The organism is bacterium (genome assembly GCA_024742285.1).
Taxonomy (GTDB): Bacteria; Myxococcota_A; UBA9160; order UBA9160; family UBA4427; genus UBA4427.
Genome location: JANSYR010000007.1, coordinates 126,663 through 140,608, shown reverse-complemented (window position 1 = coordinate 140,608; position 13,946 = coordinate 126,663). Strand labels below are relative to the sequence as shown.

At 68.5% G+C, this 13,946-nt stretch carries 11 protein-coding genes; 2 read left to right on the top strand and 9 right to left on the bottom strand.

Annotated features, from left to right (window positions below):
* Positions 1 to 53: 53 nt before the first annotated feature.
* The 8 genes from NXI30_14445 to groES all read right to left on the bottom strand — a co-directional run bounded on the left by NXI30_14445 (position 54) and on the right by groES (position 10,200).
* Positions 54 to 710 (bottom strand): response regulator transcription factor, encoded by a 657-nt coding sequence (locus tag NXI30_14445; protein MCR9095417.1) that lies wholly within the window; start codon positions 708 to 710, stop codon positions 54 to 56.
* Positions 707 to 1,828: a response regulator gene (locus NXI30_14440; protein MCR9095416.1), complete on the bottom strand. Its 1,122-nt coding sequence runs from the start codon at positions 1,826 to 1,828 to the stop codon at positions 707 to 709. Before NXI30_14440 ends, NXI30_14445 begins: the two co-directional genes overlap by 4 nt.
* A gap of 142 nt (positions 1,829 to 1,970) precedes the next feature.
* Positions 1,971 to 4,463 carry an ATP-binding protein gene (locus NXI30_14435; protein MCR9095415.1) on the bottom strand — a complete coding sequence of 831 codons (2,493 nt, stop codon included), beginning with the start codon at positions 4,461 to 4,463 and terminating at the stop codon, positions 1,971 to 1,973.
* Between the two features lie 82 nt (positions 4,464 to 4,545).
* On the bottom strand, positions 4,546 to 5,307 hold the full coding sequence (locus NXI30_14430) for a sulfite exporter TauE/SafE family protein (GenBank protein MCR9095414.1): 762 nt from the start codon (positions 5,305 to 5,307) through the stop codon (positions 4,546 to 4,548).
* A gap of 43 nt (positions 5,308 to 5,350) precedes the next feature.
* Positions 5,351 to 6,712: a hypothetical protein gene (locus NXI30_14425; protein MCR9095413.1), complete on the bottom strand. Its 1,362-nt coding sequence runs from the start codon at positions 6,710 to 6,712 to the stop codon at positions 5,351 to 5,353.
* A 107-nt stretch (positions 6,713 to 6,819) separates the two neighbouring features.
* Complete coding sequence (locus NXI30_14420; protein MCR9095412.1) at positions 6,820 to 7,983, bottom strand: alpha/beta hydrolase; 1,164 nt, start codon at positions 7,981 to 7,983, stop codon at positions 6,820 to 6,822.
* Between the two features lie 259 nt (positions 7,984 to 8,242).
* Positions 8,243 to 9,886 (bottom strand): chaperonin GroEL, encoded by a 1,644-nt coding sequence (groL, locus tag NXI30_14415; protein ID MCR9095411.1) that lies wholly within the window; start codon positions 9,884 to 9,886, stop codon positions 8,243 to 8,245.
* A 26-nt stretch (positions 9,887 to 9,912) separates the two neighbouring features.
* Positions 9,913 to 10,200, bottom strand: a complete 288-nt coding sequence (gene groES, locus NXI30_14410) for a co-chaperone GroES (protein ID MCR9095410.1) — start codon at positions 10,198 to 10,200, stop codon at positions 9,913 to 9,915.
* A 436-nt stretch (positions 10,201 to 10,636) separates the two neighbouring features.
* Between groES and lexA the strand changes: the two genes are divergently transcribed.
* Both lexA and folE read left to right on the top strand, forming a co-directional pair.
* Positions 10,637 to 11,308 carry a transcriptional repressor LexA gene (lexA, locus tag NXI30_14405; GenBank protein ID MCR9095409.1) on the top strand — a complete coding sequence of 224 codons (672 nt, stop codon included), beginning with the start codon at positions 10,637 to 10,639 and terminating at the stop codon, positions 11,306 to 11,308.
* Between the two features lie 362 nt (positions 11,309 to 11,670).
* Positions 11,671 to 12,264: a GTP cyclohydrolase I FolE gene (folE, locus tag NXI30_14400; protein ID MCR9095408.1), complete on the top strand. Its 594-nt coding sequence runs from the start codon at positions 11,671 to 11,673 to the stop codon at positions 12,262 to 12,264.
* A 153-nt stretch (positions 12,265 to 12,417) separates the two neighbouring features.
* On the opposite strand, the gene NXI30_14395 is transcribed toward folE, so the two are convergent.
* Positions 12,418 to 13,944, bottom strand: a complete 1,527-nt coding sequence (locus NXI30_14395) for a SurA N-terminal domain-containing protein (GenBank protein MCR9095407.1) — start codon at positions 13,942 to 13,944, stop codon at positions 12,418 to 12,420.
* Between the last annotated feature and the right edge of the window lie 2 nt (positions 13,945 to 13,946).

Sequence of the window (13,946 nt, the reverse complement as noted above, 5' to 3'; positions counted from 1 at the left end):
TCTCGGTTGCGAGGGGGCGGAGAAAAAATGTTCCAAAATCGGAGAGTTACGCTCTATTGAGGCGAAATACCCTCGCGAATGGCGAAGCGGGCGAGCTCGACGCGGTCGTGGAGGTCGAGCTTCTCCATGATGTTCCGGACGTGGGCGTCGACGGTCCGGACGGAGAGGTCGACGAGGGACGCGATCTCCTTCTTGGACATGCCGACCGCGACGTAGCGAAGGATCTCGCGCTCGCGTTTGGTCAAGGATGCCGCCCGGGTCGAGCCCGGCTCGGCGATCATCAGTCCATCGTCGCCGAGGACGAGTCGATTCTCGACCTGCTCGGAAAAGAAGGTGCCGCCCGCCCCGACGATCTCGATCGCGCGATGGAGGACGCCCGGCTCTTCGCCCTTCACGATGTACCCCGCCGCTTTCACCTCGAGGGCCTGTTCGATGTAGTGGTCGCGACAGAAGGCGCTCAGGAAGACGATTCGGGTCTCGGGAGATCGCTCTGCGATCTCGCGGGCGGCGACGAAGCAGTCGAGGCCGGGGACCTCGATGTCGAGGAGCGCCACGTCGGGTTGGTGATCGCCCGCGGCTTCGATCGCGAGCGCGTGGTTCGAGACCGAGGCGACGACTTCGAAGCCGTCCTGGCTCGCGAGATGCTGGGCCAGGGCCTCGCGCATCATCTCCTGGTCGTCCACCAGCAGGATCTTCGAGGTCGTCGTCATCGCGGGGACGCCTCCGTCGCGGTGTCCGATTCGTCCTCGGCGAGATGGCGCGTCGCCCAGGCGCGGATGTCGGCGAGGCCGAAGGGCTTCTTCAGGAAGTCCGCGTTCTCGATCGTCTCGACGCGGGAGCCGAAATCGATGTTACCCGAGATCATCAGGGCAGGTGTCCGGATGCCGGCCGCCCGGAGCGCTTCGAGGGCCGTCGCTCCGTCGCGCCCGGGCAGGTCGAAGTCGATCAGGAAGACGTCGTGCTGTCCGGCTTCGGCGAGGCCGCGATCGACGAGGGCGTCCCCATCGCCGACGGCCTCGACGGAGAAGCCACAGCGCGAGAGCGCGTCGATCAGGGCATCGCGCACCTGGGAATGATCCTCCGCGATCAGCGCCCGTCCGCGTCGGACCGCGGCGCCGCGTCCGTGCTCGCGGGGATCCACGATGCTCGCCGGAGGGGCCGACGAAACCCGGAGGGAAGCGTTCCAGACGCCGCGTCGATCCGCATAGCAGAGCGGGAGCGAGCCCCCGATCTCCGAGAGCAGGGTCTTCGCGTGCTCGACCTCCCGCTCGAGCGGGGCCACGGTCGCGTCGCTTCCCTCCGCAGGGACGAGCTCGACCGAGATCTCCCGATCGCCGACGGCGGCGAGGCGGATCCTGCCGCCGGCCCGCGCGGCACGCACACAGAGCTGGATCAGGGCCCGTACGAGCCGGGAGAGATCCATTCGCACGAGGCCGTGCACCGTGGGCCGGTCGCTGACCGGGGTCGCGGCCGGCAACACCTCGATCTCCGTCTGGAGGGCGCGCCGCAGGAACTGCGCAGCATCCTCGACGACCGTACCGAGCTCCGCCGCCGTGATCTGGACCTCCCGACGGCCGAAGGAGGCGAGGGCGCTCGACAGGCTCGAGGCCTGCGCTGCGGCGCGATCGATCTGCGCGAGCGCTGCCTCGCGCGCCGTCGACGGCGCGTCTTCGGGCAGGCGGCGAAGGGTGTCGACGGAGGTCCGGATCGCGGTCGTCAGGTTGTTCATGTCGTGCGAGACCCCGCTGACGAGTCGCTCCAGCGAATCGAGCTCGGCTTCTAGCTCGTTCGGGGCGTCGTCCTGTCGGGGGTCGCTCGCTTCTGCCATCTACCGTTTCCCGAGCGCCTGATCCGTCCTGGGAGCCGAGTTCCGTCCGGATTGCCTCTGGGGTCGATACCGGATCGAACGGCGCAGTGTCAATTGGGCCTTTCCCGAGCTTCGACGCGTCGCTCTCGCGGCGGGAGACGGATCAGCGGAGAGCGTCGCCTAGCACCTTCGCCGTGACGGGTTTCTGCACGAATCGGATGTCGCTCGGGAGCTGCTCGATCGGACCGATCTCGTCCTCCGCGTAGCCCGACATCAGGATGATTCGCTGGCGGGTGAAGCGTGCCCGGAAGAGGCGTGCGACCTCGACTCCGCTCACGCCGGGCATCACGATGTCGCTGATCAGTGCTTCGAAATCGCGATCCCGATCCTCGATCCAGGCCTTGGCTTCGTTTCCGTCCTGGGCTGCGACGACGCTGAAGCCCAGTCGCTCGAGGGTGCGCGTGACCAGCGCTCGCACGTCCGGGTTGTCTTCGACGACGAGCACCGTCCGCAGCCCGCCTTCGATCGCCGCGCCGGCGTTGGCCTGCGTCTCGGGGACCGTCAGCGGCGCATCGGTCCAGGGCAGGAAGACCCGGAGCGTCGTGCCCTGCCCCTCGCGGCTCGACACTTCGAGTCGCCCACCACTCTGGTGGACGATGCCGTGGACCGTCGAGAGGCCGAGGCCGGTCCCTTCGCCGACGGGCTTCGTCGTGAAGAAGGGGTCGAAGATCCGGTCCTGCACGTCCTTGGACATGCCCGCGCCGTCGTCCGAGACCTCGATCTCGACCTCGCCCAGGGAGCGGTGGATGTCCTCGCTTCCCGGATGGGTACGGACGCGGACGACGATCGTGCCCGTACCATCGATCGCGTCGCGCGCGTTGGCCACGAGGTTGAGGACGATCTGCTCGAAGCGGCTCGGGTCGCAGCGGACACGCGGATCGTCGTCCGGGGCAATGCCGAGATCGAGGGAGATGCGCTCCGGCACGAGCTGCCGGAGGAGCGGGACGAGGCTGCGGATCGCGTCGTCGACCATGAAGACCGTCGGTCTGAGCATCTGCTTGCGGCTGAAGTCGAGGACCTTGCTGGTGAGCGCCGCGGAGCGTTCGCACGCGTCCATGATCGTCGCGAGATAGTCGTGCGCCCAGTGGTCGCCGCCGAGGTCCTCGTCGAGGATGTCGACCTGCCCCATGATCACGGTCAGCAGGTTGTTGAAGTCGTGGGCGATCCCGCCGGCGAGCTTGCCGAGGGAGTCGATGCGTTCGGCGCGGGAGACCTCGCGTTCGAGCTCGACGACGGCGGTTACGTCGCGGACGAAGGTCACCCAGCGCGGGGCGTCCTCGCCCGGGGGCTGGACCGTGAAGGAGCGGATGTCGACGTAGCCCGGCTTCGTCCCGAACTGGTGCCAGTCCTGCTTCGGGAGATTGATGGACTCCCCACGCGCGAGCACGCGCTGGATGGAGAGGAGGAGCTCGTTCGACTCCTCGGAGCGGCCGAGGTCGATGAGTCGGTTTCCGATCAGCTCGTCGCGGGTGAACGCGGTCAGCTCGAGGTAGGCGTCGTTGGCGTAGAGGACCTCCGTGTCATCGAGCCGGAACACACCTACGCCCATCGGTGCCTCGTCGAAGGTCGCACGGAGGATCTGCGCTTCGCGATGGGCGGTCTGGAAACGGCGATTGTCGCGGACGCGGAAGACCTGTCCGCGATCGCCGTAGACGTAGAAGCGGCTGGTGGCGACCTCCACCGGGATCCGCGTCCCGTCGGCGTGCACGACGTCGCACTCGACGGCGACCGCCTCGCCGAGCTCGGCGGCCTCGTCGCGAAGATGCTCGAGGTCCGCGCCCACCAGGATCTCGGACAGACTGCGCCCCTGGATGTCCAGGCGCGAGGAGAGGCCGAGCAGCCGGATCAGCGTGTGATTGGCGAAGTCGATGATCCCGCCTTCCGAAACGGAGAAGAGACCGTCGGGGGAGCTGTCGAGCATCTCCCGATAGTTGGCCCGGTTGCGCTCGAGGTTGCTCTCGCTCTCGACCGCGCGGCGACTCGCGAGGTCGTTGAAGTAGGCGTGGAGCATGCCCGTCGAGGTCACGAGCATCGTGACCAGGACCGAGGCCCGGATGGTTCCGATCTCGGCGGCGCGAGGGTTCGGCATGACGAGCGGTTCGACGTCGAACTCCCGGAAGAGCGCGAGGACCAACAGCTCGGCGAGGGTGAGCGCGCCCCAGAGTGCGCCGAGCCGCACGCCCTGGGTGAGCGTCGCGACCAGCGGGACCGCCGTGATGAAGATCGTCGAAACGACCCCATGTCCCGCGGTCACGAAGTTGGCGACCGAGAGGGCGAGAAAGAGGTTGGCGGTCAGTACGCCCGAGACCCAGACGTGGGAGTGCGCGCGCCTGAGGAGGAAGGGCGTGATCAGCGCGGCGGCCGCGATGAACGTGCCGACCAGGCCGAGCGCCGACGCACCGAAACGGACCTGGTAGAGGGTCGAGAAGGCCGCGATCACCGCGATGGCGGCGGACTGGAAGACCAGCACGCGCGCGCGGGTGACGTGGGGCTCACCGCGAGCGAGGATCGCCGGCGAGATGAAGCGGTCCGTGAGCCCGTCGGGGCCGGCTTCTCCGTTCGGCTCGGCCGCCGCGACGCTGCTCTCTCGTTCCATCGGCGCTCGTCCCTCGCGTCCGCTGCGTACGATAAGAGAATCGCCGGGAGGGAGCGAGACGTAGAGCGGGAGGCGAGGCGAGTCAGACGGCGCCCGGACCCGCCTGGCCGATCGCGCGCCAGAGCAGCGAGAGGCCCGACCCGACGAGGATCCAGAGGATGATCCGCTCGAAGGTCGGGGCCGAGATCCGGGTGCGCAGGCGCTTGCCGACGGGAATGACGGAGAGGGTCGCGACGAGCGCGACGCCCGTGGCCAGCCAGCGATCGCCGCCGTAGGCGCCGGCGCCGATCAGGACGCCGAGCTGCGCAAGGCCGCCCATCAGGAAGAGGGAGGCGACCGACAGGACGTAGGCGTTCTTCGGCAGGCGATAGCCGTGGAACCAGACCGCGACGATCGGCCCGGAGACGCCGACCGCGCCGTGGCAGAACCCGGCGATCGAACCGATCAGCGGCGACCAGCGCTTCGTCGTCGCCGGTGCGAGCGCCAGGTCCGGCTGCCGGAACCGCTGGACGACGTAGATCAACACGGCCGCCGCGAGGAAGATCAGCAGCGGCCGCTCCGGAGCGCGGACCAGCACGAATGCGCCGATCACGCCGCCACCGAGCGCCCCCGCGACGAGGATCGGCAGGTCGCGCGTCTGTTCGCGGTCCGGCCAGGCGTCGTAGACCAGCCAAGCATTCAAGAACGAATTCGGAATGGCGATCACGACGATCGCCGCTTCGATTCCGAGGAAGAGCGTGAGCACGGGGACCGCGATCAGCGGGTAGCCCATGCCGGTCACGGCCTTCACGAGGGAGCCGGCGAGGGAGACGAGCGCGACGATGAGGAGGTCGAGCTCGCTCATGACGGCGGAGGGTACCGTGCCGCCGGGCGGATGCGGAGTCGGCCTAGCGTCCCGCGCAGGCGCGCCGCCGATCGCGCGCCGTTCCGAGCAGCAGGGCGAGGCTCGTGATCGCGAGGCCGAGGGTCCGACCGGGCTCCGGGACCGCCAGGACGATCACGTCATCGAAGGCCGGCCCCTGTCGGGCGAGGAAGACCGCATCGCCGCCGTCGCTCACGTCCGGTGCACTCGGGAAGGCTCGGAACGTGTTGCCCCCGCCGTCGGGGACCACGTCGCCGACGACCGCGATCGGCCAGCTGTCTCCTCCCGGCGGCGTGAAGAAGGCGCCCGCATTCACGCTGCTGCCGAGCAGATTCGCGGCGAAACCGAGGCCCCCGCTCGCGGTGTTCGTCAGCCGGTCCGCCTGGAACAGGAAGAAATCGCCGCTCGACGTGCCGAAAGCTTCCTCGCCTTGGAGCTCGGACGCCGAGAGCGCGCCGGCCTCGTCACGGAAGAGGCCGCGGAGGGCCGTGCCGCCGTTCACGTTCGCGCTGAAGGAGACGGCGCCTCCGTCGTCGATCGCGGGCGGGCCGATGAAGTTGAAGTTCTGGAACGTGCCGCCGCCCACCTCCGGCGCGGCGTCGCCGGCGAACGCGACGACGCGCGGGCCGCCCGCCTCGTCGACGACGACCGCCTCGGTGAAGGTGGAGACGCCGTCGAAGATCGTGACGGTGGTGGCGACGTCGCCGCTCGCGTTGATGGCCGGCCGGCCGAAGGCGAAGTAGGTCCCGTTGATCACGTCCGGGGGCGACGCCTGGTTCGCGAGGAAGACCGACCGGCTCGCCACGCCGTCGCCCTCGACGAAGATCCCGCCGGTCGCGGCGGGACTCGACGTGTTCGCGAAGAAGGTGATCTCGCCGACGTCGTTGATCGCGATCGGGGACACGAAGGCGGTGTAGAAGCCACCCGAGGTACCCGGCGCGGCGACCTGGGTCGTCACGATCGTGAGGAGACCGGCAGGGGTGGACTGCCAGATGCCCGCGTTCGCGGTGCCCCCGCCGACGGTGGCGTTGAAGACGACGTCGCCCGAGGCGTTGATCGCGGGGTCGCCGAAGGAGGTGAAGGTTCCGCCGCCCGTGTCCGGGGCGAGGTCGCCGGTCAGCGCGATCGCGGCCACGCCCGACGCCGCGTCCCGGTAGACGCCCGAGGTGGCGCTTCCGCTCGCGATCGACGAACGGAAGGCGACCACGCCCGAGTCGTTCACGACGGGCGCCCGGAGCGCGCTGTAGGTCCCGCCGGATCCGCCCGGTTCGGGGTCGCCTTCGAAGGCGATCGCGACGGACTGGGCGCCGGCGGGGGCGGCGAGGGAGATCGCGGCGAGGGACGCGAGCAGGGAGAAGGGGAGGGCGAGAAGGGATCGTTTCGACATCGTGACGGCACCTCCTGGGCGGGCGACGAACACGAGCGTAGATCCGGGGGAAGGGGACGTTCCGTGAAGGGGTTCACGGAAGGAGGCGAATGCGCGGACGCCGCGGCCTATTTCATCACGAACTCGTTGATCCCGGGGTTCGGTCGCCGCCGCGGTCGAGCCGGGTCGTCCGGTCCCGCGCCGTCGAGGGAGAGGCGGATGTCGTCGTTGACGCGCCCGTTCACGTAGTAGCTGTGCTCGACCGCGCCGCGCACGATCGGGGAGCAGTCGACCTGATGGATCTTGTTGTGGACGCGGCTCATGCTCGCCGCGCCGGCGGTTCCCAGCCGATCCGTGTTGCCCTTGGTGTAGTCGGAGATCGCCAGGGCCGCGTCGCCCCGATTGAAGTAGACGTTCACGCGGTTGGCGAGCTGGTGGAGCTGGCCGAGGCCGCGCCCTGGCTCGAGCACTTCGTCGTCGACGTCCGCGGCACACTGGAAGACCTGCCCGAAGAGGCGCGGCAGCGTGCTGCCCGGGGTGTGCTCGGCGAGGCGGGCGACCGCGTGCTGCAGGACGAAGTTGCCCATCGAATGGCAGAGCACGTTCATCTCGCCGTCGCAGGGCGGGGCGTCGTCGTCCCGCTGGCGCCGCCGCTCGGCGACCAGGAAGTCGCGGAGCTTGAGGAAGGCGCGACCGACGGCGGGGCCGGACGCCGTGGCGTCGGCGCGATCCGACTTGTAGGAGACGTGCGGGATCGCCTTGCCGTCCGACGGCCAGCTGAAGAGGACGACGATCTGCTTTCTGGAGACGAGGGAGGGCTTGCGATTCAGCATCTCCTGGAGCGCCAGGGCGCTCCCCACGGCCTCGTACCAGTCGACGTTGAAGCCGTGGATGAAGACGAGCACGTCCGCCCCATCCCGCATCTCCTCCTGGAGCTCGGCGAACATCTCGAGCGAACCCCAGACCGCGCCCTCCGGCTGATTCGCGTCGGACGCCTCGCGATCCGGCAGGTGCTCGCGGTAGGTCCGGATCGAGATCGCTTCCGGTTTCTTCGCCCGGCTCGTCAGGTATTTCGCGAGGTCGCCGCCGTTCCCCCGGCCGATCTTCGTGTTCCCGTTCAGGTGGCGCCGGATGCGGTCCCCGTCGACGGAGAGGTTCAGCCGGCCGAAGCGCAGGTTCTCGAGTCCGTCCGAGGAGAAGCCCTGGCCGTAGCTCTCGGGACGCCGGCGCGAGCCGTTCTCGCCTTTCACGTGCCCGCGATTGGTCGCGTAGAAGAGCTTCCGCTTCGCCATCGATCCGCCTCCTCGATCCGCGGAGCGCGAGATCACGCATCCGCAGAGGCGCACGACTAGCACATGGAAGATCGCGGGCGATGTAGCGGACGTAACGGATCGCCCGGGATTCCGGGAGTGTGCGCCCCGAAACGAGAACACCCCCGCTGCCTCGAGGCAACGGGGGCGTCTTCATCGGTTCAGCACCCCGCTTGCGCGGGGACCGGACTGAATGGGCCCACCGTGCCGAAGGCGCGGGCAGGCCGCAGGCCAACCAGAGTTACATCATCCCCGGCATTCCGCCCATGCCACCCATGTCGGGCATGCCGCCACCACCGGCGCCCGCGGGCTCCGGCTTGTCGGCGATCATGGCTTCCGTCGTGAGCAGGAGGCCGGAGACCGACGCCGCGTTCTGCAGCGAGGTGCGGACCACCTTGGCCGGGTCGATGACGCCGGCCTTGACGAGGTCCTCGTAGGTCTCCGTCGCGGCGTTGAAGCCGTTGTTGCCCTTCTGGCCCTTGACCTTGTCGACGACGATCGAGCCCTCGATGCCCGCGTTCTCGCTGATGAAGCGGAGCGGAGCCTCGATGGCGCGGCGGATGATGTTGATCCCCGCGTTCTGCTCTTCGTTGTCACCCTGCAGGTCGTCGAGGACGGCCGAACAGCGGATCAGGGCCACGCCACCGCCAGGGACGATGCCCTCTTCGACAGCAGCACGAGTGGCATGGAGCGCATCCTCGACGCGCGCCTTCTTCTCCTTCATCTCGGTCTCGGTCGCAGCACCGACCTTCACGACCGCGACGCCGCCGACGAGCTTCGCGAGGCGCTCCTGGAGCTTCTCGCGATCGTAGTCGGAGGTCGTGGTCTCGACCTGATTGCGGATCTCCTGGCAGCGGCCCTCGATGTCCTTCTTGGCGCCGGAGCCGTCGATGATCGTCGTGTTGTCCTTGTCGATCGAGACGGTCTTGGCCTGGCCGAGGTCCTTGAGGGTCACGTTCTCGAGCTTGAGACCGAGCTCCTCGGAGATGACCTGGCCACCGGTGAGGATCGCCATGTCCTGGAGCATCGCCTTGCGGCGGTCGCCGAAGCCGGGCGCCTTGACCGCGCACACGTTGATCGTGCCGCGGATCTTGTTCACCACGAGCGTGGCAAGCGCCTCACCGTCGATGTCCTCAGCGACGAGGAGCAGCGGCTTGCCGGCGCGCGCGACCTGCTCGAGCAGCGGAAGGAGGTCCTTCATGTTCGAGATCTTCTTCTCGTGGAGCAGGATCAGGGGCTCCTCGAGGACCGCTTCCATGCTCTCCGGGTCCGTCACGAAGTACGGGGAGAGGTAGCCGCGATCGAACTGCATGCCCTCGACGACGTCGAGCTCGGTCTCGAGGCTCTTGCCCTCTTCGACCGTGATCACGCCTTCCTGCCCGACCTTGCTCATCGCCTCGGCGAGGATCTCGCCGATCGTGGCGTCGCTGTTCGCGGAGATCGTACCGACCTGGGCGATCTCGGCGGAGTCGCGGGTGGGCTTGGCGAGGGTGCCGAGCTTCTCGACGATGGCGGCGACGGCCTTGTCGATGCCGCGCTTGAGGTCCATCGGGTTCATGCCGGCGACCACGAGCTTGCTGCCCTCGCGGAAGATCGCCTGGGCGAGCACCGTAGCGGTCGTGGTTCCGTCACCGGCGAGGTCCGAGGTCTTCGAAGCGACCTCCTTGACCATCTGGGCGCCCATGTTCTGGAACTTGTCCTCGAACTCGATCTCCTTGGCGACGGTCACGCCGTCCTTGGTGATCGTGGGGGAGCCGAAGCTCTTGTCGATGATGACGTTGCGACCCTTCGGGCCGAGCGTCACGCGGACCGCGTTCGCGAGTCCATCCACGCCCTCGAGGATCTTCGATCGGGCGTCCTGCTCGAAAATGACTTCCTTGGCCATGTTCGTCTTCTCCTTTTGACTACGACTTACTCGTAGACCGCGAGGACGTCGTCTTCGCGAATGATGATGTGATCGTCACCGTCGACGTTCACGTCGGTGCCGGCGTACTTGCTGAAGAGGATGCGGTCGCCGGCCTTCACGCCGGGCTCGGAAACCGAGCCGTTGTCGAGGGTCTTGCCCGGGCCGACAGCGACCACCTGGCCCTCCTGGGGCTTCTCCTTGGCGGAATCGGGGATGATGATGCCCCCGCTGGTGGTTTCTTCCTCGTCGACTCGCTTGACGAGGATGCGGTCCTGGAGCGGACGGATCTTCATGGGTCGCCTCTCTACGACTGCCCGCCCGGGCGTCCGGGTCGGGAGTCCTCCGGCGGCGCCGGAGAGCAGGGGCCCCCGCTCTGACCGAGGGGGGCGGTTGAAGGACGACTCCGGAACGTCCCCTGGCCATGGGTGCGCCATGGGTGCCAGGCGGGACGCCTCGGAGTTCAGTCGGGAACGGGTTGTGGTGGTCGGACGGCAGCGCCCGGCCGGCGTTGGCAGTCGGGGGGCCCGAGTGCCAACGGCGCCGCAAGCTATACCCGCGCCCGAGCGAGTCAACCAAGGCCCCGAAAAAAGTTGCACATGAGTCCCCCGGAATCGCACCCTGGTTGACTTTCGCCGCGACTTCGCCACTCTCTCGGGCGAAAATGCACCGAAGGCCCGCCGGCGCCTCCGTTCGGAGGACGTCCCGGGGCCCGAGGAGGACCCTCTGCTCATGCCCGAGACGCCCGACTCCGCTTCCGTGACCGATCTCTCCGGAGCCCGGTCCGCCGCGCTGACCCGCCGCCAGCGGGAGATCTTCGACTTCATCTCCGGCTTCGTGGCCGAGCAGGGATACTCGCCCAGTCTCGAGGAGATCGCGGCCGCCTTCGGGCTGTCCTCCGTCGCGACCGTCCACAAGCACGTGAAGCACCTCGTGGACAAGGGCTACCTCCGGAAGGCCTGGAACCGGTCGCGTTCCGTCGAGCCCGTTCCCGAGGAGGAAGCGCCGGAGAGCGTGCACCTTCCCATCCTGGGAACGGTCGCCGCGGGCCGTCCGATCGAGGCGATCGAGCCGGATGCCGCCGTCGCCGAACAGGTCGCGGTTCCCATGGAGATGGTCCCGGGCCGCACGGACCACTACGTGCTCCGGGTTCGGGGGGACTCGATGATCGAGGACCAGATCTGCGACGGGGACCTGGTGGTGATCGAAGGGCGGAGCGAGGCCCGGAACGGCGAGACGGTCGTGGCTCTGGTCGACGGCGACGAGGCGACGCTCAAGCGCTTCTACCGGTCCGGGGCGGACGTGAAGCTCGTGCCGGCCAACTCGACGATGCAGCCCATGGAGTACCACGCTTCGCAGGTCGAGATCCGTGGGGTGGTCCGGGGGCTGATGCGCAGCTTTTAGTGCGGCTTTGAGCGTCAGGGTGACTTCGTGGCGCCTTGCTCGTAGGGCGACGCCGAGTGTTTAGGGGCTGTGGTTTCGGATCGGATGTCGAGAATCCAGGGGCTGTGGTTTCGGATCGGATGCCGAGCGTTTCGGGGCGCTTGCCAGGGCTCCGGGTGGCGCTCGAGGGGCTCGCGGGCGATCTGACGTGGGCGGGTTTCGGGGCTAGGCTCCGCCGCGACCGCTCCGGGGTTGCGGTGTGGGGAGAGGCCAACGAGTCGGCCGTCCGCCGCGGTGCGAGGCGACGCTCTGTGCGGCCTTGCCTTCTCCGAGGCGCGCCTCGGCGCGGGCGACCTCGAGCGGCGATTCCCACAGGAGACACGATGAGCGCGAACGACGACGACATGCCGGACCCGATCGAGGGCTTCGTCCACGGCATGCTGAAGGAGCTCGGCGAGGACCCGGGTCGAGACGGACTGCAGAAGACGCCGAGCCGCGTCGCCAAGGCGATGCGCTTCTTCACGCAGGGCTACGCGCAGGACCCCGCCGACATCCTGACGGGCGCGCTCTTCGACGTCGACTACGACGAGATGGTGCTCGTCCGCGACATCGACTTCTACAGCCAGTGCGAGCACCACATGGTGCCCTTCTTCGGCCGCGCCCACGTGGCCTACATCCCGAACGGCAAGGTCGTCGGTCTGTCGAAGGTGCCGCGCACGGTCGAAATCTTCGCGCGTCGTCTGCAGGTGCAGGAGCGGCTCACGATGCAGATCGCCGAGACGATCGAGCAGGTGCTCAAGCCTCAGGGGGTGGGCGTCGTCGTCGAGGCGAAGCACCTCTGCATGATGATGCGCGGCGTCCAGAAGCAGAACAGCTACACCGTCACGAGCTCCATGCGCGGGACCTTCGAATCGGATTCGAAGACGCGCAGCGAGTTCATGGCGCTGATCCGCCAGGCGAAGGAATCCTTCGCCTGACTTTCTTGCGGCTTTGGGCGCCACAACTGGCTTCGTGGCACCCTGCTTCTGAGGCGACGCCCAGCGCGGAGAAGCGCCCGACGCCTTCGTGGCGCCGTGCGCGCAGGGCGACGCCCAGCCCGTCCGTGTCCGGGGCGTCGCTGAGGCTCGCTCTCAGCTGCCGAGGGCGAGGGCGGCGTTGATCTTCAGGCGGCCGGCTTCTTCGAGCTGGCGCCGGTAGTCGGCCATCCAGGCTTCGACCACCGCGTTCTGCTTCTGCACGAGGGCCGTGGAGCGGTTCTCGTCGCGACGCTCGGCGATCGTGTCCTCGTCGGCGACCGTCCGCTCGAGGACCTGGATCAGCACCTTGCGACCCGCGACGTCGAAGATCTCGTCGCTGCTCTCGCCTTCGTCCAGGGTGAACGCTGCGGTCAGCAGGTCCTCGGCGGCACCCAGTCCCGGCACGAAGCCGTCGGGGCGTCGCGTGAGCGCCGGGGGACGTTCGAGGGTCATGCCCGCATCGCGGGCTGCGTCCTCCAGTGAGCTGCCGCGGCCGATCGCCTGGACCAGGAGCTCGGCGCGCTCCTGCGCCCACGCGGCGGCGCGTTCGGCGCGCGCCCCCTCCCGGGCCAGCGCCAGGCGCTGGCCCTGCCAGGTGGCGGGTTCGGCCTCGACCTTCTCGTCGACCCGGACGATGTGCCAGCCGACGCCGGAGCGGATCACCTCGGAGAGCTCGCCCACCTCCAGGCTGAAGGCCGCCTCGTCGAGGGCGGGGTCGTTCGAGCCCCGGGCGAAGAGGCCGAGATCGCCGCCGAGGCTCTTCGTGCCGACGTCGTCGGACACCTCGCCGGCGACGACCTCGAAGTCTTCGCCGAGCTCGATCCGGCTCCGGGCCGCCTCGGCCCGGACCTTGGCCTCCGCGATCTCTTCGTCGTCGTCGCCCACCGGGACCTGGACCAGGATGTGGCGGGCCCGGACCTGCTCCGGGGTGGCGAGGGATTCTGCCCTCGCATTGAAGGTCTCACGGAGCGCGTCCTCGTTCTCCTCGGCCCACGCTTCCACCGCCTCCTCGGGCAGCGTTTCGTCCTCGGGCAGCGTCTCGGCGTCGATCGACGCGTAGGCGATCCGGACCTCCTCCAGGGCGTAGCGGGTCGCGAGGTCGATCTCGTCGTCGCTCACGGTCGTCTGCGCGGTCAGGAGCTCGAGCAGCTTCTGACCGAGCAGGTCCCGGGTGAAGGCCTGGATGAAGTTGCGCTGGGTGCCGTAGAGGCTCTGGGCGTAGTTGTTGAAGGCATCGGGACTGAACCTGCCCTCGGCGTTGATGAACGCCGGGCTCGCCTGGACGACGCGGCGGACCTCGTCGGTGGTGACATGCAGTCCCATGTCCCGAGCGGCCGCCGCCAGGACCAGGCCGTTCACCAGCTGCTGAAGCGCCTGGGAGGCGACGATCTGGTCCGCATTCAGCTGCTCGTAGGCAGCACCGAGCTGCTCGCGCAGCTGCTGCTCACGTTGGCTCGACACGCGCTGGAAGTCGCGCTGCATCAGCTGGACGTCGTCGAGCTGGACGATCGCGTTACCCGTGGGGGTCGACGGCCCGATCCCGCCGCCGCCGCTTCCGAAGAAGAAGATGAAGACGCCGCCGATGGACGCGACGAAGATGAGCGTGAGCCAGCGCTGGCCTTTGCGGAACGATTCGAGCAATG

What these genes read in the sequence shown, in the direction of transcription:
- NXI30_14445 (MCR9095417.1), bottom strand. Translation starts at nt 710, where the DNA reads ATGACGACGACCTCGAAGATCCTGCTGGTGGACGACCAGGAGATGATG.
- NXI30_14425 (MCR9095413.1), bottom strand. Translation starts at nt 6,712, where the DNA reads ATGTCGAAACGATCCCTTCTCGCCCTCCCCTTCTCCCTGCTCGCGTCC.
- groES (MCR9095410.1), bottom strand. Translation starts at nt 10,200, where the DNA reads ATGAAGATCCGTCCGCTCCAGGACCGCATCCTCGTCAAGCGAGTCGAC.
- lexA (MCR9095409.1), top strand. Translation starts at nt 10,637, where the DNA reads ATGCCCGAGACGCCCGACTCCGCTTCCGTGACCGATCTCTCCGGAGCC.
- NXI30_14440 (MCR9095416.1), bottom strand. Translation starts at nt 1,828, where the DNA reads ATGGCAGAAGCGAGCGACCCCCGACAGGACGACGCCCCGAACGAGCTA.
- NXI30_14430 (MCR9095414.1), bottom strand. Translation starts at nt 5,307, where the DNA reads ATGAGCGAGCTCGACCTCCTCATCGTCGCGCTCGTCTCCCTCGCCGGC.
- folE (MCR9095408.1), top strand. Translation starts at nt 11,671, where the DNA reads ATGAGCGCGAACGACGACGACATGCCGGACCCGATCGAGGGCTTCGTC.
- NXI30_14435 (MCR9095415.1), bottom strand. Translation starts at nt 4,463, where the DNA reads ATGGAACGAGAGAGCAGCGTCGCGGCGGCCGAGCCGAACGGAGAAGCC.
- NXI30_14420 (MCR9095412.1), bottom strand. Translation starts at nt 7,983, where the DNA reads ATGGCGAAGCGGAAGCTCTTCTACGCGACCAATCGCGGGCACGTGAAA.
- groL (MCR9095411.1), bottom strand. Translation starts at nt 9,886, where the DNA reads ATGGCCAAGGAAGTCATTTTCGAGCAGGACGCCCGATCGAAGATCCTC.